The sequence below is a fragment of the Duncaniella sp. genome, assembly GCF_029056165.1.
Taxonomy (GTDB): Bacteria; Bacteroidota; Bacteroidia; order Bacteroidales; family Muribaculaceae; genus Duncaniella.
On the sequence record NZ_JAIDBW010000057.1, the window covers coordinates 1 to 25178 of the forward strand.

The 25178-nt window shown below is 47.7% G+C and carries 21 protein-coding genes; 10 read left to right on the plus strand and 11 right to left on the minus strand.

The features are described from left to right. From K2G41_RS11780 to K2G41_RS11795, 4 genes are all read right to left on the minus strand, one after another. Window positions 1-1920 (minus strand): AAA family ATPase (locus K2G41_RS11780; RefSeq protein WP_300118474.1); only part of this gene is annotated, 1920 nt, incomplete at its 3' end. A gap of 234 nt (window positions 1921-2154) precedes the next feature. After that, on the minus strand, window positions 2155-3792 hold the full coding sequence (gene groL, locus K2G41_RS11785) for a chaperonin GroEL (protein WP_300118477.1): 1638 nt from the start codon (window positions 3790-3792) through the stop codon (window positions 2155-2157). Between the two features lie 87 nt (window positions 3793-3879). Then, complete coding sequence (locus K2G41_RS11790) at window positions 3880-4155, minus strand: co-chaperone GroES (RefSeq protein WP_300118480.1); 276 nt, start codon at window positions 4153-4155, stop codon at window positions 3880-3882. A gap of 277 nt (window positions 4156-4432) precedes the next feature. Continuing rightward, complete coding sequence (locus tag K2G41_RS11795; protein WP_300118483.1) at window positions 4433-5143, minus strand: lysophospholipid acyltransferase family protein; 711 nt, start codon at window positions 5141-5143, stop codon at window positions 4433-4435. Window positions 5144-5536: 393 nt separating this feature from the next. On the opposite strand from K2G41_RS11795, the gene K2G41_RS11800 reads away from it, so the two are divergent. The 5 genes from K2G41_RS11800 (at window position 5537) to K2G41_RS11820 (ending at window position 11440) form a co-directional block, all read left to right on the plus strand. After that, on the plus strand, window positions 5537-6208 hold the full coding sequence (locus K2G41_RS11800) for a succinate dehydrogenase cytochrome b subunit (protein WP_300118485.1): 672 nt from the start codon (window positions 5537-5539) through the stop codon (window positions 6206-6208). An 81-nt stretch (window positions 6209-6289) separates the two neighbouring features. Further along, window positions 6290-8269: a fumarate reductase/succinate dehydrogenase flavoprotein subunit gene (locus tag K2G41_RS11805; protein ID WP_300118529.1), complete on the plus strand. Its 1980-nt coding sequence runs from the start codon at window positions 6290-6292 to the stop codon at window positions 8267-8269. Between the two features lie 17 nt (window positions 8270-8286). Beyond that, entirely contained in the window at window positions 8287-9042 is a 756-nt protein-coding gene (locus K2G41_RS11810) for a succinate dehydrogenase/fumarate reductase iron-sulfur subunit (RefSeq protein WP_300118487.1), read from the plus strand. Between the two features lie 712 nt (window positions 9043-9754). Further along, window positions 9755-10258 (plus strand): RNA polymerase sigma factor, encoded by a 504-nt coding sequence (locus K2G41_RS11815; RefSeq protein WP_300118490.1) that lies wholly within the window; start codon window positions 9755-9757, stop codon window positions 10256-10258. Between the two features lie 678 nt (window positions 10259-10936). Then, the gene (locus tag K2G41_RS11820; RefSeq protein ID WP_300118493.1) at window positions 10937-11440 is read left to right on the plus strand and encodes an RNA polymerase sigma factor; all 504 of its coding nucleotides are present in this window, start codon (window positions 10937-10939) and stop codon (window positions 11438-11440) included. A gap of 191 nt (window positions 11441-11631) precedes the next feature. On the opposite strand, the gene K2G41_RS11825 is transcribed toward K2G41_RS11820, so the two are convergent. Beyond that, window positions 11632-12249 carry an OmpH family outer membrane protein gene (locus K2G41_RS11825; RefSeq protein ID WP_300118496.1) on the minus strand — a complete coding sequence of 206 codons (618 nt, stop codon included), beginning with the start codon at window positions 12247-12249 and terminating at the stop codon, window positions 11632-11634. Window positions 12250-12303: 54 nt separating this feature from the next. Next, entirely contained in the window at window positions 12304-12489 is a 186-nt protein-coding gene (locus K2G41_RS11830; protein ID WP_300118498.1) for a hypothetical protein, read from the minus strand. A gap of 210 nt (window positions 12490-12699) precedes the next feature. Here K2G41_RS11830 and K2G41_RS11835 point away from each other — a divergent pair, with 210 nt between their 5' ends. The 5 genes from K2G41_RS11835 to K2G41_RS11855 all read left to right on the plus strand — a co-directional run bounded on the left by K2G41_RS11835 (window position 12700) and on the right by K2G41_RS11855 (window position 17740). Further along, window positions 12700-14160 carry an aminoacyl-histidine dipeptidase gene (locus K2G41_RS11835; RefSeq protein WP_300118501.1) on the plus strand — a complete coding sequence of 487 codons (1461 nt, stop codon included), beginning with the start codon at window positions 12700-12702 and terminating at the stop codon, window positions 14158-14160. A 396-nt stretch (window positions 14161-14556) separates the two neighbouring features. Further along, entirely contained in the window at window positions 14557-15309 is a 753-nt protein-coding gene (locus tag K2G41_RS11840) for an N-acetylmuramidase family protein (RefSeq protein WP_300118504.1), read from the plus strand. Between the two features lie 274 nt (window positions 15310-15583). Beyond that, window positions 15584-16564, plus strand: a complete 981-nt coding sequence (locus K2G41_RS11845; protein WP_300118506.1) for an SPFH domain-containing protein — start codon at window positions 15584-15586, stop codon at window positions 16562-16564. Between the two features lie 45 nt (window positions 16565-16609). After that, complete coding sequence (locus K2G41_RS11850) at window positions 16610-16807, plus strand: Arc family DNA-binding protein (protein WP_300118509.1); 198 nt, start codon at window positions 16610-16612, stop codon at window positions 16805-16807. A gap of 159 nt (window positions 16808-16966) precedes the next feature. Then, complete coding sequence (locus tag K2G41_RS11855; RefSeq protein ID WP_300118512.1) at window positions 16967-17740, plus strand: S1/P1 nuclease; 774 nt, start codon at window positions 16967-16969, stop codon at window positions 17738-17740. Window positions 17741-17886: 146 nt separating this feature from the next. Here the strand turns inward: K2G41_RS11855 and K2G41_RS11860 are convergent, their stop codons facing one another. The 5 genes from K2G41_RS11860 to purB all read right to left on the minus strand — a co-directional run bounded on the left by K2G41_RS11860 (window position 17887) and on the right by purB (window position 25056). Further along, window positions 17887-18642: a DUF4261 domain-containing protein gene (locus tag K2G41_RS11860; RefSeq protein ID WP_300118515.1), complete on the minus strand. Its 756-nt coding sequence runs from the start codon at window positions 18640-18642 to the stop codon at window positions 17887-17889. Between the two features lie 58 nt (window positions 18643-18700). Further along, window positions 18701-20191 carry a potassium transporter TrkG gene (locus tag K2G41_RS11865; protein WP_300118518.1) on the minus strand — a complete coding sequence of 497 codons (1491 nt, stop codon included), beginning with the start codon at window positions 20189-20191 and terminating at the stop codon, window positions 18701-18703. A gap of 68 nt (window positions 20192-20259) precedes the next feature. Then, window positions 20260-21594: a Trk system potassium transporter TrkA gene (gene trkA / locus K2G41_RS11870; RefSeq protein ID WP_300118520.1), complete on the minus strand. Its 1335-nt coding sequence runs from the start codon at window positions 21592-21594 to the stop codon at window positions 20260-20262. Then, on the minus strand, window positions 21594-23522 hold the full coding sequence (gene dxs / locus K2G41_RS11875) for a 1-deoxy-D-xylulose-5-phosphate synthase (protein ID WP_300118523.1): 1929 nt from the start codon (window positions 23520-23522) through the stop codon (window positions 21594-21596). The genes trkA and dxs overlap by 1 nt, the downstream gene beginning before the upstream one ends. 190 nt (window positions 23523-23712) lie before the next feature. Then, window positions 23713-25056, minus strand: coding sequence for an adenylosuccinate lyase (purB, locus tag K2G41_RS11880; RefSeq protein ID WP_300118526.1), 1344 nt, complete (start codon window positions 25054-25056; stop codon window positions 23713-23715). Window positions 25057-25178 lie beyond the last annotated feature (122 nt).

Sequence of the window (25178 nt, forward strand, 5' to 3'; positions counted from 1 at the left end):
ATCTACACACAGAATGCCATTTTGACACAATCCTATCAGCAAGGCAATTTCAAATACGCGCTGCATACCTTCACCATACTTCGTCAGATCAATACCTCTATCATGACGAGTAGAGGTAACAAAAAAGCGTGATTCCGCTCCCATATCCACCAACTGTATATCCATGACCTGACTATCCATCTCACGACGGATGAAATTAAGGATATCCTGTATATACCCATTTTGGACAGCCATCCGATGAGCTATTTTCAACAGCTCATCATTATTTCTGTATGGACTGGTAAAAGACGCGGAGCAAAGATGGACCATCTTAGAATATATGAACTCAGGCCATTTGTAGCTATATAGCCGCAATTCACTATTATAATCATAAAGTACAGCATCTTCATGAGAATTTTCCGTACCTATTGCTTCGCATCTCAAAGTTGTCAAATAACCGGTTCGATTCTGCACCGAATCGGAGTCATCCTTAATGATTGCGACATTTGCAACATTCGTATTATTTCCTGCAGCATATCTGCCATGTAGATATATATCCGAATTAAATATTCTCGACACCCACCGTGGATCAAAATGATCATAAAATTTACCACGCAGGCGTTCAAGTTCAATAAAAGATGATAAATCGTTAAGCTGCGAAAGAATATAAACCGCCTCAAGCATAGATGTCTTTCCGGAATTATTCTGTCCTACGAATAAATTAATTCTTGATAAACGATCCAACTCAATATTGGAAAGGCAACGATAATCACCAATATCCAATACATCAAAACCATTGAAAACACCCTCATCAATATTATGAATATTCGTCGGGTTCAAGCGAGGTATCGAACCATTATCAGGGGCAAGAGAACGAAGCAATTCTTTACATTCGTTAAGCTTTGCAACTTGTTTAAGTTCAATATAATCACTTGATTTCTTCAGCTTTTTAAGGTCGATTTCCAAATTCTGAAGCGCACTCTGAACCTCATTTTTACCAACAGCCGTGCTATTGGCAAAAGCGTTTACAAGGTCTCGTTTCGCTTCCATTTCTGCGATCGCTTTCTTATCGTTAATAAATTTTGCAAGATTTCGGATATCCGTACTTTTAGTAATTATAGGTTCAGACAAAATCCTCATTTCAGAATCGAAATCATCCGAAGTCTCAGAATCTTCAATCCTCGAAATCCAACTGAAAAGCTTTTCCTCATTTACAGCATTACCACAACTCATCTCTGCATCATTCCATTTCAGCCAACCCTTTATATCAGGTGTTTTCATGATTTCCTCAAAAATAGAATACATCGTTGTGGTGAATTGATCTCCAAAATCACTTTGCTTATATCGACTTATCAGACCAAGTGTACGCTGACTACGTTTCAGCAACTGCTTGGATATGCCAAGCGAAGCACAGACATCATCCTCTTTCATATCGCATTGATGAAGAAGATCATAGACGAGTTGTGCTTGATTGAGTGGACTCCAGCGTTTCTTTCCACCGATATGATTCAAACCCATTGCTATCAGTTCCTGCTTTCGATCAGAACCAGAAGATGAGGGTTGTATCTCAATAATTTCTATATTATCGAAATCCTCAGGTTGCAATATGCCAATATCAAGATTACGGGCATTACGATCCTGAAGGGTTTTCAGGGCAGCTGTACGACGATTGCCCTCAATCACTACTAACTGACCGTTGGATGTACGTTTAGCCTGAATGGGATCCTGCTTAAGAATTCCATTAGTCTTAAAACTATTAATCAGATCTTCTATATTTTCGTAGGATTTACCGCGCAAAAAATCTAATGTTCGCTTCTGCACCCTCTCTTCAGCAATATGCTCCGCAGAGACCGGAGTATAGTCCGATCTATCTATAAAGCGATAGTTATTGGGATCTAGCAAGAGATCACCAAGCTTTACCCGAATTGAAGTTGTCTCCATACAATTGCTATTCTGTACTTAATATTTGAAAACATTATAGTTTACACTGCAAAGATAACTTAATAATGAACTATATACAAGTATTTATAAAATTTTGCACTAATTACTTTTTGCCTCTTTGAGATTTGAATGAATAGCGATATACCATAACAAAAAAATCCACTCCTGATCAGGAATGGATTTTTTCTATAAGACCTACATGTAAGAAAACTTACATGATTTATGAGCATTTCATTACATCATTCCGCCCATGCCTCCCATGCCGGGTGCGGGCATTGCGGGTGCGGGATTTTCCTCTTTCTTGTCAGCGATGACACATGAAGTGGTGAGGAACATTCCTGCGATAGAGGCTGCATTCTCAAGAGCCACACGGGTAACCTTGGCGGGATCGATGACACCTGCTGAGAGAAGATTCTCATAGTTGCCGGTACGAGCGTTGTAACCGAAGTCGGCGTTACCGTCCTTGACTTTCTGCACAACTACTGCACCTTCCTCACCTGCGTTGGCCACGATCTGACGAAGAGGTTCTTCAATGGCACGGAGCACAATGTTGATACCTGTGGTCTCGTCATCATTAGCACCCTTGAGGTTCTCAAGTGACTTCACGCAACGGATGTAAGCCACACCACCACCGGGGACGATACCCTCAGCGATAGCCGCACGGGTTGCAGAAAGGGCGTCATCGACGCGATCCTTCTTCTCCTTCATCTCGACCTCACTGGGAGCACCGATATGAAGCACGGCTACACCGCCTGCGAGCTTGGCGAGACGTTCCTGAAGTTTCTCGCGGTCATAGTCACTTGTGGTCTGCTCGATCTGAGTCTTGATCTGAGCGATACGTGCTGCGATGGCATCCTTGTTACCTGCACCGTTGACAATAGTAGTGTTCTCCTTGTTGACGGTGATCTTCTCGGCACGACCAAGCTGATCAACGGTAGCTGCTGTGAGCTGCATACCCTTCTCCTCAGAGATGACTACGCCGCCCGTGAGCACTGCGATATCCTCAAGCATTTCCTTACGGCGGTCACCGAAACCGGGAGCTTTGACAGCACAAACCTTGAGCGAACCACGGAGACGGTTGACAACGAGAGTTGCAAGTGCTTCCTGATCGACATCCTCAGAGATGATGAGGAGGCCACGGCCGGACTGTGCGGTCTGTTCGAGGACGGGAAGGATATCCTTGATGTTGGAGATCTTCTTATCGTAGATGAGGATGAAGGGGCTTTCCATAACGCACTCCATCTTCTCGGTGTTGGTCACGAAGTAGGGTGAGATGTAACCGCGGTCGAACTGCATACCCTCTACGATGTCAACGGTAGTCTCAGTACCCTTGGCCTCGTCAACGGTGATAACACCTTCCTTCTTAACCTTCTTCATAGCCTCAGCGATCAGACGGCCGATGGCTTCGTCATTGTTAGCCGAAATGCGGGCCACGTCCTCGATCTTCTTGAAATCGTCGCCCACTTCCTCGCTCTGAGACTTGATGCCTTCAACCACGACTGCTACCGCACGGTCGATACCGCGCTTGATGTCCATCGGGTTAGCACCGGCAGCCACGTTCTTGAGACCGACATTGATGATGGCCTGTGCGAGCACGGTAGCAGTGGTCGTACCGTCACCGGCATCATCACCAGTCTTGGAAGCAACTTCCTTGACGAGCTGAGCTCCCATGTTCTGGAAGGGATCTTCGAGTTCCACTTCACGAGCCACACTCACACCATCCTTGGTGATGTGGGGAGCACCGAATTTCTTTTCGATGATGACGTTACGGCCCTTAGGACCAAGGGTTACCTTTACGGCGTCGGCGAGAGCATCGACACCTTTCTTTAGCTCTTCACGAGCCTTTATATCGAATTTAATTTCTTTTGCCATTTTCCTAAATATTTATCTACAGGTTAAATGATACGTTGTTTTTTTGAGGAGGGAGGATTGAATAAAAGACCTTGTTTTGTCAGGATCTTACTTTTCAAGAATGGCCAGAATGTCGCTCTGACGCATGATAAGGTATTTTGTGCCTTCAAGTTCCACTTCAGAACCTGCATATTTGCCGAAAAGGACTTCATCGCCGTTCTTAACGACCATTTCCTCATCCTTGGTTCCGTTGCCGGTAGCCACGACTGTTCCACGCAGGGGTTTTTCCTTTGCAGTATCGGGGATGATGATACCGGCTGCAGTTACTTCTTCAGCAGGAGTGGGGCTAATCAGCACTCTATCAGCTAATGGCTTAATATTCATAGTGTTTCGTGTTATAGTTAGTTATTGATGATTAAATTCTATGTCTATGGACTTTGGAGAGGACTCCTCTGTCCGATTCATGATATCGCATAAACCGTGCCAAAACCGAGCGGTGTCAGTCTCTACTGACAAAATGTCAAAAAAACGCATCGGCAGGAATAGTCATTACGCACAGCAGGGCCGAAAATGAAACGTATCATATTCCGGTCCCTCACGAATAATAACATCCGTGCCCCACGTATGGTTCACGGGCACTACCGACAAAACTTAAAGTGGATCAAAGAGCCGAGGCTATAGCCGAACGGGACTCCTCCATCAACCGTCCGAGATCATGACCGTCGGCCGACGGGAAGATGGGCTTATGGATCGTAAGGTGGATGTGACCGGGCACAGGAAGTTTCTTGAAACGCGGCAGGACAGCAAACGCTCCGTCTATAGTGAGGGGAACCACCGGAAGATTGAACTCCACGGCAAGACGATAAGCACCTTTCTTAAACTGACGCATCTCACCATTCCACGTGCGCGCGCCTTCAGGAAAGACCACCAGCGACATGCCACCGCTCAACACCTTCTCGGCCTTCTGCATGGTCTTACGGGTGGCCGAGGGGGAGGAATTGTCAACAAATATCTGGTGTGCCCACTGGCAGGCCCATCCGACGAAAGGAATTTTCCGCAGACTCTGTTTCATCATCCACCGGAAGTTATGACCAAGATAACCGTAGATCGTAAAAATGTCGTAGGCTCCCTGATGATTAGCCACAAACACATAGCTCACGGCCGGATCTATATTCTCACGTCCGCTAACAGTCACACGGACGAAAGCCAGCCAGCAGAACAGACGCGACCAGATGATCTCAGGATAATATCCCCACCATCGGCCAAATCCAAGGGCAGAACCAATGACTGTCAAAACAGCTGTGATGATCGTAGCCACAAGAATGATCGGGCACATCACTAAGACCTGATAAATACGATAGAGGATAAGCATGGGGATGAGGAATGGATAAAATTACAGGTTACAAAAATACACATTATTCGCAAAAATTTCAAAAAATGTGCAATTTTATCATCCTCCCCCTCACTATTAATGCAGTTACCACCTTATATTATAATATAAATATAAAATCTTCCGTAACCATACAGCCAAGGCCACACCACCCTCCCACACGCTCCGAGGTGTTAAGGATTATTACACTCAGTTAAAGAAATTTTTCTTTAATTCTTGTAAAGACCGATGTTTTACCGTAACTTTGCACTATAAAGCGTGACATGTCCATGATACACGCATAATAGTACAACGCACGGTCGTCAGCACCGATGTTCCCATAGCACAATTTCATTATTCAAAAATCTAATAATTTTTTTAATTTCAATTCCAACTATGTGGTTAACTTGCTCATCTGTAGGAAGGAAGTTCGTGATGGCTCTCACGGGCATTTGCCTTGTCCTATTTGTCACGTTTCACTGTCTGATGAACGGAGTGGCACTGTTCTGGCCTGAAGGCTACAATGCAGTCTGCGCATTCCTCGGAGCTAACTGGTATGCGCTCGTCGCATCCATCGGTCTCGCCGTTCTCTTTATCATCCACATCTGCTATGCCGTGTGGCTCACACTCCAGAACCGCAAGGCTCGCGGTAACGACCGCTATGCAGTGGTATCAAAACCCGTACAGGTTGAATGGGCATCGCAAAACATGCTCGTCCTCGGTATCGTGATCCTTGCCTTCCTCGTTGTCCACATGATCCAGTTCTGGGCAAAGATGCAGTTGGCTGAAATCTTAGGCCAGCACTATCCCGATCCGCAGAACGGTATCTACTTCATCAATGCTGCATTCAGCTGCGTCTGGACTCCCATCGTCTATATCATCGGCTTCATCGCCCTTTGGTTCCACATGAACCACGGTTTCTGGTCAATGTTCCAGAGCTGCGGATGGGATAACGACACTTGGCTTCCCCGCCTCAAAAGCATCGGTTGCTGGTGGACAACCATCGTGGTTCTTCTCTTCATTGCCGAAGCTATTGTGTTCACAGTCCGTGCCAACAGCGGATGTTAATAATCATATTGTAAACAATACCACATCACAGATATGGCAGACATCAAGAACCTTGAGGGTATGATCGACTCTACCCCCATCATGAAGGATTACGCTGACATCGAATCCTCCAAGCTTCCTGAATATCAGATTGACTCCAAAATCCCCGAAGGCCCGCTCGCTCAGAAATGGACCAACTACAAGGCTCACCAGAAACTCGTCAACCCCGCCAACAAGCGCAACCTTGACGTAATCGTGGTAGGTACAGGTCTCGCCGGTGCATCCGCGGCATCGACTCTCGGCGAACTCGGCTTCAATGTATATAACTTCTGCATACAGGATTCTCCCCGCCGCGCTCACTCTATCGCAGCACAGGGCGGTATCAATGCAGCCAAGGATTATCAGAACGACGGTGACTCTGTCTATCGTCTGTTCTACGACACCATCAAGGGCGGTGACTTCCGTTCACGCGAAGCCAATGTGTATCGTCTCGCCGAGGTGTCAAACAACATCATCGACCAGTGCGTGGCTCAGGGTGTCCCCTTCGCACGTGAATACGGCGGCCTCCTCGCCAACCGTTCATTTGGTGGCGCACAGGTATCGCGTACATTCTACGCCAAGGGTCAGACAGGCCAGCAGCTCCTCCTCGGTGCATACGCATCGCTCAACCGTCAGATCAAGAAGGGCACTGTACGCTCGTTCAACCGTCGTGAGATGCTCGACGTCGTTATCATCGATGGTCGCGCACGCGGTATCATCGTCCGCAACCTCATCACCGGTGAGATCGAACGCTACGCCGCTCATGCCGTAGTTCTCGCAACCGGTGGTTACGGCCGTGCATTCTTCCTTTCGACCAACGCTATGGGTTGCAATGGTTCAGCCGCCATCCAAGCCTTCAAGAAGGGCGCATATCTCGCCAACCTCGCCTTCACCCAGATCCACCCCACCTGTATCCCCGTCCACGGTGAGGATCAGTCAAAGCTTACCCTCATGAGCGAATCGCTCCGTAACGACGGCCGCATCTGGGTGCCCAAGAAGAAAGAGGACGCAGAAGCCATCCGCGCCGGCAAGAAGAAACCGACCGATATTCCCGACGAAGACCGCGACTTCTACCTCGAACGCCGCTATCCCGCGTTCGGTAACCTCTGTCCCCGCGACATCGCCAGCCGCGCTGCCAAGGAGCGTTGCGACGCAGGTTTCGGTGTAGGTACAGGCAACGCCGTATATCTCGACTTCAAATATGCCATCGAGCGTCTTGGCGAAGATGTAGTGCGTGACCGCTACGGCAACCTCTTCGATATGTATCAGATGATCTCTGACGACAATCCCTATCAGACCCCGATGATGATCTTCCCCGCCAGCCACTACACAATGGGCGGTATCTGGGTTGACTACGAACTCCAGACTTCAATCAAGGGTCTCTTCGCTATCGGTGAGTGCAACTTCTCTGACCACGGTGCAAACCGCCTCGGTGCATCAGCCCTCATGCAAGGTCTTGCCGACGGTTACTTCGTGCTCCCCTACACTATGCAGAACTACCTCAGCGATCAGATCAAGGTGCCTCACTTCTCGACCAAGTCCAAGGAATTCGACGAAGCTGAGAAGGCTGTCCGCGCCCGTATCGACAAGCTCATGAACATCAAGGGTACGAAATCGCCCGACCAGATCCACAAGCGTCTCGGTCATGTGATGTGGAACTTCGTCGGCATGGGCCGTACGCTCCAGAGCCTCGTAAAAGCTCTCGACGAGCTTGAGGATGTACGCAAGGAATTCTACACCGATCTCCGTATCGTAGGCCGTGCTGACGATCTCAACACCGAGCTCGAAAAGGCACTCCGCCTTGAGGACTTCCTCGTGATGGCCAAGATGATGGCAATCGACGCCCTCAACCGCAACGAGTCATGTGGCGCACACTTCCGCGAAGAGTATCAGCTCGCCGACGGTGAGGCCGCACGTAACGACAAGGACTACATGTATGTGTCCTGCTGGAAATACACCGGCGACAACGAGAAGCCCGTACTTCTCAAAGAACCCCTCAACTACACTGAAATCAAGGTTCAAACACGTAACTACAAATCATAAGAAAATTTCGAAGAAAAATGGAACATACTATAAATGTAAACCTCAAGATTTGGCGTCAACGTGGCCCCAAAGAACCGGGTTCATTCCAGACCTACCGCGTTGAGAACGTCTCTACCGGAAGTTCATTCCTTGAGATGCTCGATATGCTCAACCAGCAGCTCGTCGATCGCAACGAAGAGCCTGTGGTGTTTGACAGTGACTGTCGTGAAGGCATCTGCGGTATGTGCTCACTCTATATCAACGGTCATCCCCACGGTCCTGTGCAGGGCATCACTACCTGCCAGCTCCACATGCGTAAGTTCAACAACGAGGACACAATCACAATCGAACCTTGGCGTTCGGCTGCCTTCCCCGTGATCCGCGACCTCATGGTGAACCGCAACGCGTTTGACCAGATCCAGCAGGCAGGCGGTTACGTGTCGTTCAACTGCGGCGGTGCTCCCGATGCCAACAACCTCCCCATCTCCAAGGAAGTGGCCGACGTGGCTATGGACTCTGCAACCTGTATCGGCTGTGGCGCATGTGTCGCCGCCTGCAAGAACGGTTCAGCCATGCTCTTCGTCAGCGCGAAGGTAAGCCAGTTCGCACTCCTGCCCCAAGGACAGGTAGAACGCGCTCGTCGCGCACGCGCAATGGTGAAGAAGATGGACGAACTCGGATTCGGCAACTGTACAAACACCGGTGCTTGTGCAGCTGAATGTCCCAAGAACGTTCCCCTCAGCAACATCGCACGTCTCAACCGCGAGTTCATCAAGGCAAAATTCGCTGATTAAGCTAATGTAGAGAGCTTCACAGTAAGCTTTTACATATAACAAGAACCTCACCGCCGATCCATATTGAAGGATCGGCGGTGATTTTTTATCTATCATTTGATTTGGTTAATTTATTTCAGTTTTTAACTTGAAATATGTTAATTTGGTTAAATATGAAATTTTACTAAACAAAATTGTCCGACGTGACATTATACCAGTGTAATGTCTAAATAGAATCTTTTTTACAAACCACATAGCTCTCAACCATTATCAACTTAGATAAAGTAACGCTATCCATTTTCCCGCCATCTGACATCTGACATCTATATCTAAAGTATATAGTGCAGACAAAGCCGTCAATCCGTACGGCTACAAGCGTGCATGCACCTTCCCCTCGTTCAATCCTTAATATGCCTGTCACGCTCCCTGACATATCCAGCCATGTCTTGTCGCCACCGGTGGGCCGGCGCAGGAACATTCTTGTTACAGATCTTATTACAAGATATGTTACACTGTAACATTTTTGTAATTATTATTTTTAGCCTTTAAATACCTATCCCCCAACATATTACCCCTATTTGTAACAAGTATGTCACCAAATTAACATATTTTTACATTAAAAATGTTTCTATCGGCGATATTCGTTGTAATTTTGAAGTGTCAAACAAAACAAAGCCCTTCAGAAAGGCTAAAAATTACAAACAACACGTTCAACTCTCAAAACGATATAATTATGGGAACTCAGGAATTTCAGAACAAGCTTATGAGCCTTCAGGGCAACCTCCTCAACTTCGCACTGATGCTTACTTCAAACCGCGATAACGCTTACGATCTTCTTCAGGACACCACTCTGAAAGCACTCGATAACGAAAGCAAGTATGTTGACAATACCAACTTCAAGGGTTGGGTTTTCACCATCATGCGCAACATCTTCATCAACAACTATCGTCGCGTTGCCCGCACTGCAACTGTTGTTGACCAGACCGAGGACCTCTACCACCTCAACCTCTCACAGGACTCAGGTCTTGAAACTCCCGAAGGTTCATTCGGCGTAAACGAGATCTCTGCTGCAATCGACGAGTTCCCCGATGAATACCGCATCCCCTTCTCAATGCACGTTGCCGGTTACAAGTACAACGAGATCGCAGAGAAGATGAATCTTCCCCTCGGTACTGTAAAGAGCCGCATCTTCTTCGCCCGCAAGAAACTTCAGGTGCGTTTCGCTGACTACCGTTAAGGCGCAGTCAACCATCGTTTAGAGAGTATCTGTCAATTGTAATTAAGCCTCTCTGATCTGACTGGAAAAAAACACATCACTCCGGGCCGAAGTCCCGGCGTCAATAAAAAACTATTTTGTAGAGATCAACTCATATATCAATAGCCCAAACGAGTCTCCGGGCATTTCTAAAATAAGAAAGATTGTTTTAAGATAAGGTTCAAAAAGATATAAATAATAAATAAGATTAAGAATTTCATTTAAGTACTGACAATCTACATCTATAAGATCTAAAACACACACCACATAGAAGCGTCCGCGAATTGTTTTGCGGACGCTTCCCTTATTTCGCACCATAGCTTCTATTCATCTTGCATCATAGCTTCCTCCATTTGATCGCGTATCCATCTCCTCTACCGACCGCCAATGCCGGAGCTGTCAGACGATGATCCCGAACGTCACAACCACAATATTTTTTTGTAACAAATTGTAACAACCGTGACATCGCAACAATTTTGCAACAATATTTTACTCGCGATATAACACTGATTTACAGGCAAATAACTATCAATAATCAATTAATTGCAATATGCTCATCTCTTTTTTATCTCGCAAACACTCCCGTATGTGGAAATACTCGTAACTTTGAAGCGTAAACATTAAATCAACATCTCTTTCATCTCTCTAATCATTAAAATTATGGGAACTCAGGAATTTCAAGACAAGCTGATGAGCCTTCAGGGCAATCTTCTCAACTTCGCCTTAATGCTAACTTCCGACAAGGAGAATGCACACGACCTCCTACAGGACACTACCCTGAAGGCCCTCGACAACGAAAGCAAGTATGTTGATAATACAAACTTCAAGGGATGGGTATTCACTATCATGCGCAACATCTTTATCAACAATTATCGCCGTGCGTCCCGCTCGGCTACTGTTGTTGATCAGACCGAGGACCTCTACCATCTCAATCTCTCACAGGATTCGGGCTTCGCAACTCCGGAAGGAACTTTCAGCGCAAACGAAATCTCCGCTGCAATCAACGAGTTTGCCGACGAATACCGTATCCCCTTCTCAATGCACGTCGCCGGTTATAAGTACAACGAAATCGCCGAAAAGATGAATCTCCCGCTCGGTACTATCAAAAGCCGCATCTTCTTCGCCCGCAAGAAACTTCAGGTACGTTTCGCCGACTACCGTTGAACCCGCCTGCCGGACACGTCATCCCCTACGACACGAACGTATTCACCATAATAATATTTACTAAAGATTACTCCCGTTCAATCTGTCTTACACACGTATTTTGCAGTCAACTTATGTAATCAGCCCCGCGATCGTTTTAAGGATCGCGGGGCTGATTACATCTTAGTCGGCCTGACCGTCAGTGAGGATGCTTACTTTGAAGCATCCACCTTGTTATAACGGGCGTTGAGACCTTCGATTATATCGTTTGTGATATCAAGAGCCGGATTGAAGTAGATACCGGCAGCCTTGAATAGGATAGCGTCATAACCCTTGGAGGCATTGTAGATCTTGATGTAGTTCTCGATCGAATCGTTGAGCTGAAGCTGCTGCTGGCCCAGTTCGTTTTCGGTGTTGCGGCTGAGGTTTGCGAGATAAGCTTCTGCATCCTGCTGCATCTTCTGGAGCTTCTGCATATCGGCGTTGTAGCTTGCCTCGGTGAGATAGCCGTTGCTGCGGCCCTTCTGTTCGATAGCGGCGGCAAACTTCTGAATCTCGGTAGCCTTCGCCTGACGTGCGCTTTCAATTTTCGAAACGGCGCGCATTGATGCCTCCTGAAAATCCTTTGCAAGATTGTAGTGTGTCATCAGCGAGTCTGAATCGATGTAACGGATGTTAAGGCTGGTAGTGGTCGTTGCGCCATCGGCCGTTGCTGCTTGGACAGGAGCTCCGGCTGCGGAATCGCTTGACGTTGAACCGCCGCACGAGGTAGCAGTAAGGGCAAAAAGACTTAGAAGCAGCGTAGAAGCTGATATTGCTAACTTGTTCATGTGTGATAAGAATGTAATATTGAGATACTGATTTATTTTTCTTAAAAGTCATTTTCATGGTCGGCTGTCGTCGTTTCTGTGGGCGCAGCCTATCCCACGGCGTTTCAATTCCGGAATATCGTGGGCGTGACCGGTTGGAAATTTTCCTCCTTTGACAAACCACACTTTCACTCCCATTACAGCCACGGCTACTCCGGTCAGGATTACAGCGAGAATGGCAGTTACAAGTATAATTTTCATAGTCAAATCGGGTTTTCCGATGCAAAAGTAGCAATTTAGTCTAAATTATAGCATGTATCTCAATTTTATTTTATAATTTAGTGGTGCAAATGTGAGATATTTAACACTTGTTTCACACTTGCGCTAATATTTGCTAAAATAAGTCATGCCCTTACAGCGGCAGGTGACTGTTTTTTAACAAGTCACTCACATCCTTAAAATTTCTATAATATGGAAATCAAAGATCTTCAACCGCGCGAGGTTTTCGAAATTTTCGACGAGATCACCAAGATCCCCCGTCCCTCCAAGAAGGAAGAGAAAATTCGTCAATACCTCCTCGATTTTGCAAAAAAACACAATCTAACGGCCAAGACCGACAAGGTAGGTAACGTCGTCATCTCGAAGCCCGCCACTCCCGGCCATGAAAACGCTCCTACACTGATCCTCCAAGGCCACATGGACATGGTGTGCGAGTCAAATGACAAGAATTTCGACTTTGCAAACAATCCCATCCCCGCTGTGGTTGATGGTGACTGGATTCGTACCGAAGGAACAACCCTCGGTGCTGACAACGGCATCGGCATGGCAGCATCGCTTGCTGCCCTTATCGACGACTCTTTCGAACACGGGCCGCTGGAAGCCCTCTTCACTGTCGATGAAGAGACAGGTATGACAGGCGCGTTCAATCTCGGTTCTGACATGATTACCGGATCTATCCTCCTCAACCTTGACTCAGAGGATGACGCCGAGATCTTTGTCGGCTGCGCAGGCGGTGTCGATACTCAGGCATTCTTCAATTACAACCGTTCTTTCGCACCCAAGGACTTCCTTTACTTCAAGATAAATATCGAAGGTCTCAACGGTGGACACTCCGGTGGCGATATCCACCTCGGACGCGCCAATGCAAACAAACTGCTTGCACGCTTCCTCTTCCTCCTTTCAGAGAAACATGAGGTGGTGCTCTCTGAAATCGACGGCGGTAACCTCCGCAATGCCATTCCGCGCGCGAGCCACGCCATCATCGGTGTCCACACATCACGTAAGGAAGAAGTCCGCGTAGCCCTCAACCATTATATCGCTGACCTCGAAAACGAGTATGCAGGTCTTGAACCCAATCTCAAGATCACAATGGAGAGTGTCGATACCCCTGACTTCACCATTGACCAGACCACATCGCTCAACATCATCCGCGCCCTCTACTGCGCACCTCACGGTGTGATCTCCATGAGCCGTGATCTCGAAGGTCTTGTCGAGACATCGACCAACCTCGCATCAGTCAAGATGGCACCTGACAACACTATCGTTGTCACCACAAGCCAGCGCAGCTCCGTCGAGTCACGCAAATGGGACATCGCCCGTCAGGTCGAAGCCGTGTTCCTCCTCGCAGGCGCACGCGTCGAGCATGGCGACGGCTATCCCGGATGGCAGCCCAATCTCGAATCGCCCATCATGAAGATCAGCCGTGACGCATATCAGGAACTCTACGGTGTGACTCCCGCTATCAAAGCCATCCATGCCGGTCTCGAATGCGGCCTCTTCCTGACCAAATATCCTCACCTCGACATGGTTTCGTTCGGCCCTACACTCCGCGATGTCCACTCTCCCTCAGAGAGAATGTACATTCCTGCGGTCGAACGCTTCTGGGGTCAGCTCAAGCGTACACTTGAAAAAGTAGGAGAACTCAAAAAGTAAAATCCGCGGCCTCCGTGCCGTAACTACCGATTTATCCATGGCCCGCGTAAATCTCCATGAATTTTCCGCGGGTCATGGAAAAAATCAATCCATTCGTCTGACCACCTCCTGAGCAGGCATCAACGTATATTTATCACCAGCCTGCCGGCTTCTCTCCGCCATTCATTCCCGTTTATGTCCGGACTTCATTCATCCATGACAGGGAATCAAGCTATGAATCAACCTTCCACGCTTATCAAGCGTCATCTATCCTGAGGCGTAATGCCATTGCCAATGCAGCGAATCGTATGGGCTACGCATGAGACTCCTCGACACTTATAATCATCACAATCCGGATAGTTATCCCCCTGCGCCGTGTGGCGTAAAAGGGCTTATTGTTACACTAAATCAAATTTTATGCTAAAACGTTTCGCTCTGCTGATACTTGTCATCGTCTTCTCGGCAATGCTGTTTTCAAAGACCGAAGAGGACACCTCAATGAAAACAAGTACCGACAGCATCTCAAAAACGATAGCAGATTACGAAAATCTCCCTTCCGATACCATCATAACTCTGACAGAGGAAGATTTTGAAGATGTGGCCAAACGGCTTGGAGTCGAAGTGGCCGCCATAAAAGCTGTTGTTGAAATCGAAGCCGGACACTCACATCAAGGCTTCGCCGCTCCCGGCAAACCGCTGATCAATTTTGATCTGGCCATGTTTCGCCGCTTTGCCACACGCCGTGGCATAAATCTTGCCAAATACAGCAAGTCACACTCTGTTGTGTTCGCTTCGTCAAGCGGCTCACAGACCAAGGCTCACCGTCGCCTCGACGCTGCGATGACAATCAATCCGCATGCAGCCATCGAAGGTACATTCTGGGGAATGTTTCAGATAGGTGGATTCAACTGGAAAAAATGTGGAGCTGAAAGCCTTGAGGATTTTGCAAAAAAAATGGCGAGTTCCGAACGCACCCAGCTTGACATGTTTGCTGAATTCATCACTAATTCCGGTCTTCTGAAGCCCTTGCGCGAGAAGGATTGGGCAACTTTTGCCCGCGGTTACAATGGTCCCGGATATGCACGCCGCGCCTATCACACACGCATGGCTCAGGCCTACGCCAAGCACTCGTCAAAAAAGAACTCATCGGATAAAAAGCCATCCAACTGACAATTTCCCAGTCCATTAAGTCTATCCAGATAATTTAATACTGAGAATACTACCTACCCCACGTATGCCAAATGCTCATCGTCAAGGTGTCCATTTATCAAGCATATACGTGGGGTAGGTAGTATTTTTAATGACATGACTTAATTGATAAAAATATAGCAAAATCATTAATTCTTGCGTCAGATATCTCGCACTTAAATTTGGATTTGTCAAAGTTCATAGCTATCTTTGCGATACAAAATAATATCATTTTAATATCACAATTTCAACTGCCATGACTCACTCCGATTCAAACAAGGAATTCAGCTATGAGGGAAAAGTCTATAACGGTTTCCTAATGCTGTTTGTCAATCTTATCGTTATTCCTGCTCTCGCTGTCAGTATGTTCTTCATCGTTCCGGATCTTGAATCACCTCTCCTTTGGATTCCGGTCGGCGTACTGACAATCCTCTTCTTTATATGTACGGCGGGATTTTTCATCCAGCAACCAAATCAGGCCCGCGTCATGATATTCTTCGGTAAATATTGCGGCACCTGCCGTCTCACCGGCTACTTCTGGGTCAATCCTTTCATGACCTTGAAAAAGATCTCGCTCCGCATACGCAACATGGACGTGGCACCGATCAAGGTTAATGACAAGGTGGGCAATCCCGTGATGATCGGTATGGTGCTCGTTTGGAAAGTCAAGGACACCTATCGTGCCGTATTTGACATTGACAGCGAACCTGAAAGCTCGATAACCGTAAATTCAGCCGGAAAAATCGGCTTTGATTCATCAAGCTCACGTGCAACAGCGACCGCTCTCGAAAACTTCGTCAGCATACAGAGCGATGCCGCCCTGCGCGAAGTGACAGGCCTGTTCGCATACGATGATGAAGGTTCATCGACAGATCAGATCACACTGCGCGGTGGAAGCCACGAAATAGTGGAACTGCTCGAAAACAAGCTCAACGAACGCCTTTCAATGGCCGGAATAGAAGTAATCGAAGCCCGTTTGAACTATCTCGCCTACGCCCCGGAGATCGCAGCCGTGATGCTTCGCCGTCAGCAGGCATCGGCCATCATATCCGCAAGAGAAAAAATTGTCGAAGGTGCTGTCTCAATGGTGAAAATGGCTCTCGATCAGCTGAAAGAAGAGAATGTGGTCGAGCTTGACGAGGAGCGTAAGGCTACGATGGTCAGCAATCTGCTCGTGGTTCTCTGTGCAGACGAACCTGCACAACCCGTGCTGAACACAGGGTCGTTGTATAACTAATGACGCGTATCCCACCCCTCAGAATATAACCAACATTCCTTCCGAATGGCTAAGAAAGAAACCGGTAAAAGCTTCCTGCTCCGTCTCGACGCCGCTACAATGGAAAAGGTAGAGGCTTGGGCGGCGCAGGAATTCCGTTCGGTCAACGGTCAGATCCAATGGATCATCGCCGAATCACTCCGCCGTCACGGCCGGCTGTCACGCAGCAAAACGGATGACGCGACAGACCTTCCGGCCGAATAAAATTCCCACAATTTACCTTTCATTTCCACTACGCACCGGATTAAACATCGGATTTTTCTTGTGAGATTGGTCTAAGTTGCGTAGATTTGCATAGATAATTCAAACCAATTCAAATCCATATAGATGAAACGCAGTTTTATTTCAATATTCATGTCAGCTATGGCTGTCACAGCGTTCGGCTGGGGACAGAAAGGCCACGATGTCACAGCTTATATTGCTGAGAACCATCTTACACCTGTCACCCGTGCAGCTGTCGATTCAATCCTCGAAGGCAAATCGATGGTCTATTGGGCCAACTGGCTCGACAATGCCAGCCACACAAAACCATACGCTTTTACAAAAACATGGCACTATAAAAATGTTGACGAGGGCGAGCGTTATGAGGAAGCGCAGGCTAATCCGGCAGGTGATGCCGTCACTGCTATAAAGGCTCAGATTGAAACCCTCTCCACTCCCGACACTCCGATCGAGGAATCGCGTCTCGCTATGAAAATTCTCGTCCACGTGGTCGGCGACCTTCATCAGCCACTCCACATGGGTCATGCCACTGACCTCGGAGGCAACCGCGTTAAAGTAAAATATTTCGGTCGTGACAACAATCTTCATTCCGTATGGGATTCATCGATTCCCGAATCAGCCCACAAGTGGGGATATACCGAGTGGCAGCAGCAGATTGACCGTGCACCTGTCGAAGTTCAGGCCGAAATTGTTTCAGGAACTGTGGATGACTGGGCCAAGGAAACAATCGGAATCTGTAACAACGTCTATAAGTATTTCTCCGAAAGGGATAATATCTCCTACAATGAGGTAGCAGACTGGACTCCTACCGTCGAGAAACAATTTCTAAACGGCGGCCTCCGTCTCGCCCATGTCCTCAACCTGATTTTTGATCCCGACTACCGCTCCTCAACCCCATCGCCGATAGTCAAATAACGCATAATCATTATATTACTCACATCGCGCTTGTGCCGCCTATGACCGGATAACCCATCCACCGGCCATACGCGGCACAAGCTCATTTATAGGCAATCGATTAATCGTCACTATATATGATATTCATCCTACTCTACCCCCCTATATCATTCCTTCGGATATTGTATCTTTATAGTTTGACCGTCAATCGCTATGCCCTTACTCAAGCTTACCGGCAATCTTTGATCATCTGAAAAACCTATTGTATCACCATCCTTCAATGTCGCGTCATTACTCAGGACATAATCAACCATATTGAGTACAAAATTTCTTACATCCTTAAATTCGGCATCTGCATAGACTTCTATTTCTTCTTTTCCGAATTTACGCAGTCCATAGGTATAGATTCCCGGAATATCTCCTGACTTGGCGATCCCTAACCATACCCAATCAAGGATCGGGAGCTCTCCGTCCTTCATGCACTGAGCAATAAAACCATAATCGGCAGGATGATGAACCACACCGTCTGAATAAACTGCAATTGCATTTTCCTGCTTCAAGCAAGCATCGGCAATCTTAGTAATCATCTTTGCATTTTCGATAACGCCTGTTTCATCGCCTGTCACAGTAATAATGATATGGGCTTTATGGGATTTCACTATATCCATAGCTTCGGGCCACATATAATTTAGCGCGGCACACTGTTCGGCTTCTTGGCCGGGAATCGGTGATGAGACAAATGTCACCCCGACATAACCATCGTCGTAGGATTCTACCAAAGTATTTTCATTACGATAGGCTTTTGAAAAATCAATATTCCATAATTCTTTCAAATCATTGATAAACTTATCCACATTCCAACTCGAATCTGAAAGAAGCACGAATGCGACAAAAATTCCTATCGTTTTCCTAATTTCCATCATTGTCTCACACTTAAAGATAATACTTTTTTACTTCTAAAAACAAACTTTCAGGCGGCACTTACTTCTTCCAGAAAGTAGGGGTGAAGAGGATGAGCACGGTGAAGAGTTCGAGACGGCCTATCATCATTATGAGGGCTAAAATCCATTTACCGACATCGGGGACTATCTCATAGTTGCCACCATAGCCAGTGACACCAGCACCAAGTCCCGTGTTGCTTATGCACGAGAATGCCGAAAAGAACGAATCGATCAGCGGGAGTCCGAGCGCACAGAGAATGATGCCTCCGACCATTATGATCATGACATACAGGCAGAGGAAAGCTATCACTTTCGCCACAATATCGTGAGGGATGACGCGCTTGTTCACGCGGACAGTGAATATGTAGTTAGGATATACACAGCGGACAATCTCGTTACGGCAATGCTTGAGCAGGTAGATCAAGCGGTCAATCTTGGCTCCGCCACTCGTCGAGCCGGCACACGATCCGAAAAACATGAGTGCAAAAACTATGGCCAGCACAAAAGTGCCCCACGAAGAGAAAGCCGGTGCCTCATAGCCAGTAGATGTGATTGTAGAGACAATCTGGAAAAGTGGATCGAGAGTAACCGATTTCAGGGAGTAAGCTTCACCGTGAAAAACGATAGCTATGACAAAGAGGATATAGCACACGAATATGATGCCGACATAGGTGCGGAATACCTCGTTATGCCATATAGGCTTGAATTCACCGTGTGCCATGTGATAAAGCAAGACAAAACTTGTTCCGCCAAGGAACATGAAAACGGTGATAACGCTCTCAATATAGACAGAATTCCACGCGTCGATCCCGTTGTCGGCAGTCGAGAATCCTCCGGTTGACATGACGCTGAACGCGTGGCAGATCGCCTCAAAAATGTTCATAGGGCCGAGGATAAGGAGGACGAAGAGGATGACTGTCAGAACAATATATATGAGCCACAGTCCCTTGGCTGTCTGCGATATACGCGGACGGAGTTTATCGTGGGTAATACCCGTCACTTCAGCATTGAACATCTGCATGCCACCCGAATGGTTGAGCATGGGGACAACAGCAAGAGTGAAAAGGATTATACCCATACCTCCGATCCACTGCATGAGGCTGCGCCATATAATCATGCCATGACTGAGATGGCTAATGGAGGTAAGCACAGATGCACCTGTAGTGGTAAAGCCCGACATGGCCTCGAAAAACGCATCGGACACCGACATCGGCTGCCTGTCCATGAAGATGAACGGCAACATACCGAATGCCGAGAAGAAGACCCATATAAGTGCCGTCAGCAGGAATCCCTCACGCTTTCCCATACGCGGATTGCGCGGACGGATACCGAAAGTCATGATAGTACCTGCGACGAAGGTGACGAGCATTGTGACGAGAAAACACAACCAGTCCCTCTCATGATAGATCAGACTTGTGACAAGCGGAACGATGAAGAAAGCGGCCTCGATCATAAGAAGGAGTCCGATGACACGAAGTACCACCGGAATATTAATTACAGTAGGCCGATAACGGAGCAGGCGTATTGACATGGGTCTTAATGCACTTTATTAAACCGCGGAAATTCCCTGATTTCTGAAAATCACCGGGAGATCCGAACTCATTTGAATAATTTTTCGACCTTATGGAGGAGACCGTTGAGAGTGAACACGACAACGCGGTCGCCCGGCTGGATCACGGTATTGCCGGACACGAGATAGCCCTTTCCGTCACGGATCAGTCCGGCTATGGTCATATCGCGCGAGAGTTTCAGATCCTTGACGGCGGCACGGGTGATCTTAGATCCCTCCCCGGCGACGATTTCTGCCACTTCCGCATCGGCCAAGGCCATGCATTTGGTAGTGGAGGTGTCGCGGTCAAGAAGCATCTGGAATATTCTTGAGGAGGCAAGGAGTTTTTTATTGATTATGGTGCCGATGTTGAGACCCTCAGCTTCGGAAATGAATTGCAGGTTCTCGACTTCAGCGATAGTTTTGACAACACCGAGTTCTTTTGCAGAGAGGCATGTAAGGATATTCGTCTCACTGCTGTCTGCTAACGCGATAAAAGCCTCAATGTCAGTGATTCCGGCATCCAAAAGGGCATCGGTGTCACGCGCATCGGCGTTGATGATCCTCGCGTTGGGACATTTCTCGGACAGGCGTAGACAGTTGTCGCGGTCCATATCCATGATCTTGATGTTGAACTCATCGCCGACCATAGCGCAGAGACGAATAGCAATACGGCTTCCGCCCATGATAAGGACATCGCGGATTTTATGCTCGGTCTTTCCACAGAGCGGGACAAGAGAATCGACATGATCACGCGTGGTCATGAAATAGACGATATCGTTGAGCTGCAGGCGATCCATACCACCGGGAATGATGGTCTCATGGTTACGCTTGATGGCGGCAACGTGGAAACTATGCTCCGTCATACCGAGCTCACGCAACTGCATGCCTTGAAGCGGCGCGTTGTCACGCAGTTTCACACCAACGAGTATCAGCTGCCCTTCATGAAGCTCAAACCAATGGCGAGCCCAGTTGTGGCGCAATGCCTCGATGATCTCCATCGCAGCAAGATGCTCAGGGTAGATCATGTCATCGGCACCTATGTTAACGAAAAAATCACGGTGATCAGGGTTCTTGAACTCGTAATTATCGACACGTGCGACAGTCTTGGATGCTCCCAGACTCTTTGCGATGGCACAGGCGACAATATTACGCGTCTCAAACGGGGTCACGGCAATAAATAGGTCACAACCCTCCACTCCTGCCTGACGCAGCGTGGCGAAAGATGTGGGCGAACCCTGACACGTCAGTAGATTGTAATTGGCATCAAGCACGGACAATTTATCACTGTCGCTATCGACGACGGTAATGTCCTGTTCTTCGTTTGAAAGAAGTTTGGCCAGATGGGAGCCGACTTCACCAGCCCCGGCAATAACAATCTTCATTATTTGGAATTGTCTTTTTCTTTATTAGCGACTTTGCTTATGGTAGTGAAAATACCGTCGGCGTCAAACCCACACAGATTCTTAAGCTGCGCCGGACTACCATGAGGGATAAAACGATCAGGAACTCCGAGACGATGAACCGGCACTTTCGATCCAAGTCCGGCCAACCCTTCCATGACGGCCGATCCCATGCCACCGTCGATGACACCATCCTCGACCGTTATGACGGGGACATTCATTTCGGCGATACGCTGGAGGATCGATGCATCCATAGGTTTGACAAATATCATGTCGAAATGCGCGATGCTGATTCCAAGCTCCTCACGTGCTTTATCAATAGCCTTTGCAGCATCAGATGCGACCGGACCAAGTGTGAGAACAACCAGATCCTTTCCATCCGAGAGAAGTTCTCCTTTACCGACCGGTAGCTCATGCATTTCTTCGCTTATGTCCTTGTCACCATTGCCACGCGGATAGCGGATGGCAAACGGGCCGTTGAATTTCTCGGCCGTTACCATAAGATTACGCAACATGTCGAGACTGCGGGGTGCAGCGACGGTCATTCCGGGTATGGAACGGAGATAAGCGATGTCAAACACGCCATGATGCGTAGCACCGTCCTCACCGACGATTCCTGCACGGTCAAGACAGAAGGTGACCGGAAGGCCTTCGATTGCCACATCGTGGATGATATGGCTATAGGCGCGTTGAAGGAATGAGGAATATATTGCCACAAAAGGTTTCATCCCCTCTTTGGCAAGACCTCCTGCAAAGGTGACAGCATGGCCTTCGGATATACCGACATCAAAGGTGCGTTCAGGAAAAGCATTCTGTAGCTTGATCATTGATGTGCCAGACGACATTGCCGCTGTCACACCGACAATCTTGGGATTGCGCTCGGCAAGGCTCACGAGTGTTTCGCCGAACACATCCTGATATTTAGGGGCTTTTTTCGCACTGTCTTTTATAATTTTTCCGGTAGAAACATCAAACTTACCGGGAGCATGCCATGCGGCAGGATTCTGCTCGGCCGGTGCATACCCCTTGCCTTTGACTGTCCGGAGGTGAAGGATACGGGGACCTGAGAAATCCTTGATCTCATTCAGAACATTGATGACAGTCTTGAGATCGTGACCGTCAAACGGACCGAAGTATCTTATGTTAAGACCTTCGAATATATTCTGCTCCTTCGTTATGAGCGATTTGAGGCTATTGTTGAAGCGCGTGATCATTCCTTTGCCCTTATCGGTCACGAGATGATGACGGCGCATGAAATTAGCAAACTTATAGCGAAGGGTGTTGTAAGTCTTTGATGTTGTAAGATGGGCAAGATACGAGTTGAGAGAACCGACATTGCGGTCAATCGACATATCATTGTCGTTGAGAATGATCAGGAGGTTGGAGTTGGCATTCGCCGCGTTGTTCAGCCCCTCGAAGGCCAGACCGCCGCTTATTGAAGCGTCGCCGATTACGGCGACAACGTTGCGGCGGGGTGTCTCGTTCTGTAACGCACTTGCCACCGTCATGCCTAAAGCAGCCGAAATGGAGTTTGAGGCATGGCCGGCGGTAAATGTATCATATTCGCTCTCCTTTGGGGATGGGAAAGGAGCAAGGCCACCGAAAGTGCGGTTCGTATCGAATTTGTCGCGCCGTCCAGTGAGGATCTTATGTCCGTAAGCCTGATGACCGACATCCCACACGATACGGTCATACGGGGTGTTGAACACATAATGAAGCGCGACTGTCAGCTCAACCGCTCCCATGCTTGAGGCAAAATGTCCGGGATGTGACGAGAGCGAGTTGATAAGAAACGAGCGCAGCTCACTGCATACCTGTGGAAGTTGCTCCACAGATAGTTTACGCAGATCTGCCGGTGAGTCGATGTGCGACAGAAGCGGATACTTATCGGCCTTCGTTTCCTTTTCCATTCTTTATGTATTTCTTATAGAGAGGTACCCAAACAACAATACCGGAAGCAATGATTACAAAAGCGGTCCAAAGCGTAAAGGGCTGCGACGAAATGACCAGATAGCAGAGAAAAAGCCACAACACCGCTATAAAGCCGAAACGTATTTTAGTGCTTGTATCCATATATCGTATTCTTCCGGCCGTTTAATATCAATAGCCGGTGTAGCTGTGAGGTGAAAGTTTTTTAAGCTCGGCCTTTACAGCATCCGACACATTGAGTGTATCGATGAATTCAGCAATGCTCTCTGCCGTCACAGCCTCGTTCTTACGGGTAAGAGCCTTGAGGGTCTCGTAGGGTTTGGGGTACCCTTCACGACGGAGAACAGTCTGAATGGCCTCGGCAACAACACTCCATGTGTTGTCAAGATCAGCATCAATTGCTGCACGATTAAGGAGCAGCTTGCCGAGTCCCTTCATTGTCGAAGCAATCGCAATAAGCGTATGAGCCAAGGGGACACCGATGTTGCGGAGGACTGTCGAGTCAGTCAGGTCTCGCTGGAGACGCGAAACAGGCAGCTTCGTGGCAAGGTGTCCGAACACAGCATTGGCTATGCCGATATTACCCTCGGAATTTTCAAAGTCAATGGGATTTACCTTATGAGGCATAGCCGATGATCCGACTTCGCCGGCCTTGATCTTCTGCTTGAAATATTCCATGGAAATATACATCCACATATCGCGGTCAAGATCAAGAATAATATTGTTGATTCGGGCAAGCGCATCAAAAAGCGCAGCCAGATTATCATAGTTAGAAATCTGTGTAGTGTATTCCTCGCGTACAATTCCAAGCTTTTCTGAAAGGAACTTCGCGCCGAACGCACGCCAGTCTATTTCAGGGAACGCACAAAGATGAGCGTTGAAATTACCGGTGGCACCGCCGAATTTTCCGGAGATCTCAACCGCGTCGAGCTGTGCAAGCTGACGCTTGAGACGATAGCTGAACACTCGGATCTCCTTGCCTAAACGCGTGGGTGACGCAGGCTGACCGTGAGTCTTGGCAAGCATGGGTATATCATACCATTCATCGGCACGGCTTTCAAGATGATCAATCAATTCCACGATGCGCGGACGATACACTTCGCGCAGTGCATCCGCAATCGACATAGGTACAGACGTATTATTGATATCCTGTGATGTCAGACCGAAATGGATATATTCCTTATACTGAGAAATGTTGAGAAGATCAAAACGCTCCTTGATGAAATACTCCACAGCTTTCACATCGTGATTTGTCACACTCTCAATCTCTTTGACCTTCGTGGCATCTTCGACTGTAAAGTTTTCATATATCTCGCGTAACTTACCGAAAAGTGAAACAGGGAAATCAGCAAGTGCCGGAAGGGGTAATTCACAAAGCGAGATGAAGTATTCTATCTCGACCTTAACACGATAACGGATAAGGGCATACTCCGAGAAATATTCGTCAAGACTTGCGCATTTTCCACGATAGCGTCCGTCAACAGGTGATATGGCTGTCAGTTCTGTAAGTTTCATGTCAATCTTCTGATTGGTTTATAGTAATGATATAATAATGCAAAATTACAAAAAAACTATGGGATATCGGGATATAATACCCAAGAAATGACACTGACAAAGGATTTATTTGGTCAAATGAA

Coding starts and splice junctions, on each gene's coding strand:
- groL (WP_300118477.1), bottom strand. CDS start 3,792: ATGGCAAAAGAAATTAAATTCGATATAAAGGCTCGTGAAGAGCTAAAG.
- K2G41_RS11790 (WP_300118480.1), bottom strand. CDS start 4,155: ATGAATATTAAGCCATTAGCTGATAGAGTGCTGATTAGCCCCACTCCT.
- K2G41_RS11795 (WP_300118483.1), bottom strand. CDS start 5,143: ATGCTTATCCTCTATCGTATTTATCAGGTCTTAGTGATGTGCCCGATC.
- K2G41_RS11800 (WP_300118485.1), top strand. CDS start 5,537: ATGTGGTTAACTTGCTCATCTGTAGGAAGGAAGTTCGTGATGGCTCTC.
- K2G41_RS11805 (WP_300118529.1), top strand. CDS start 6,290: ATGAAGGATTACGCTGACATCGAATCCTCCAAGCTTCCTGAATATCAG.
- K2G41_RS11810 (WP_300118487.1), top strand. CDS start 8,287: ATGGAACATACTATAAATGTAAACCTCAAGATTTGGCGTCAACGTGGC.
- K2G41_RS11815 (WP_300118490.1), top strand. CDS start 9,755: ATGGGAACTCAGGAATTTCAGAACAAGCTTATGAGCCTTCAGGGCAAC.
- K2G41_RS11820 (WP_300118493.1), top strand. CDS start 10,937: ATGGGAACTCAGGAATTTCAAGACAAGCTGATGAGCCTTCAGGGCAAT.
- K2G41_RS11825 (WP_300118496.1), bottom strand. CDS start 12,249: ATGAACAAGTTAGCAATATCAGCTTCTACGCTGCTTCTAAGTCTTTTT.
- K2G41_RS11830 (WP_300118498.1), bottom strand. CDS start 12,489: ATGAAAATTATACTTGTAACTGCCATTCTCGCTGTAATCCTGACCGGA.
- K2G41_RS11835 (WP_300118501.1), top strand. CDS start 12,700: ATGGAAATCAAAGATCTTCAACCGCGCGAGGTTTTCGAAATTTTCGAC.
- K2G41_RS11840 (WP_300118504.1), top strand. CDS start 14,557: ATGCTAAAACGTTTCGCTCTGCTGATACTTGTCATCGTCTTCTCGGCA.
- K2G41_RS11845 (WP_300118506.1), top strand. CDS start 15,584: ATGACTCACTCCGATTCAAACAAGGAATTCAGCTATGAGGGAAAAGTC.
- K2G41_RS11850 (WP_300118509.1), top strand. CDS start 16,610: ATGGCTAAGAAAGAAACCGGTAAAAGCTTCCTGCTCCGTCTCGACGCC.
- K2G41_RS11855 (WP_300118512.1), top strand. CDS start 16,967: ATGGCTGTCACAGCGTTCGGCTGGGGACAGAAAGGCCACGATGTCACA.
- K2G41_RS11860 (WP_300118515.1), bottom strand. CDS start 18,642: ATGATGGAAATTAGGAAAACGATAGGAATTTTTGTCGCATTCGTGCTT.
- K2G41_RS11865 (WP_300118518.1), bottom strand. CDS start 20,191: ATGTCAATACGCCTGCTCCGTTATCGGCCTACTGTAATTAATATTCCG.
- trkA (WP_300118520.1), bottom strand. CDS start 21,594: ATGAAGATTGTTATTGCCGGGGCTGGTGAAGTCGGCTCCCATCTGGCC.
- dxs (WP_300118523.1), bottom strand. CDS start 23,522: ATGGAAAAGGAAACGAAGGCCGATAAGTATCCGCTTCTGTCGCACATC.
- purB (WP_300118526.1), bottom strand. CDS start 25,056: ATGAAACTTACAGAACTGACAGCCATATCACCTGTTGACGGACGCTAT.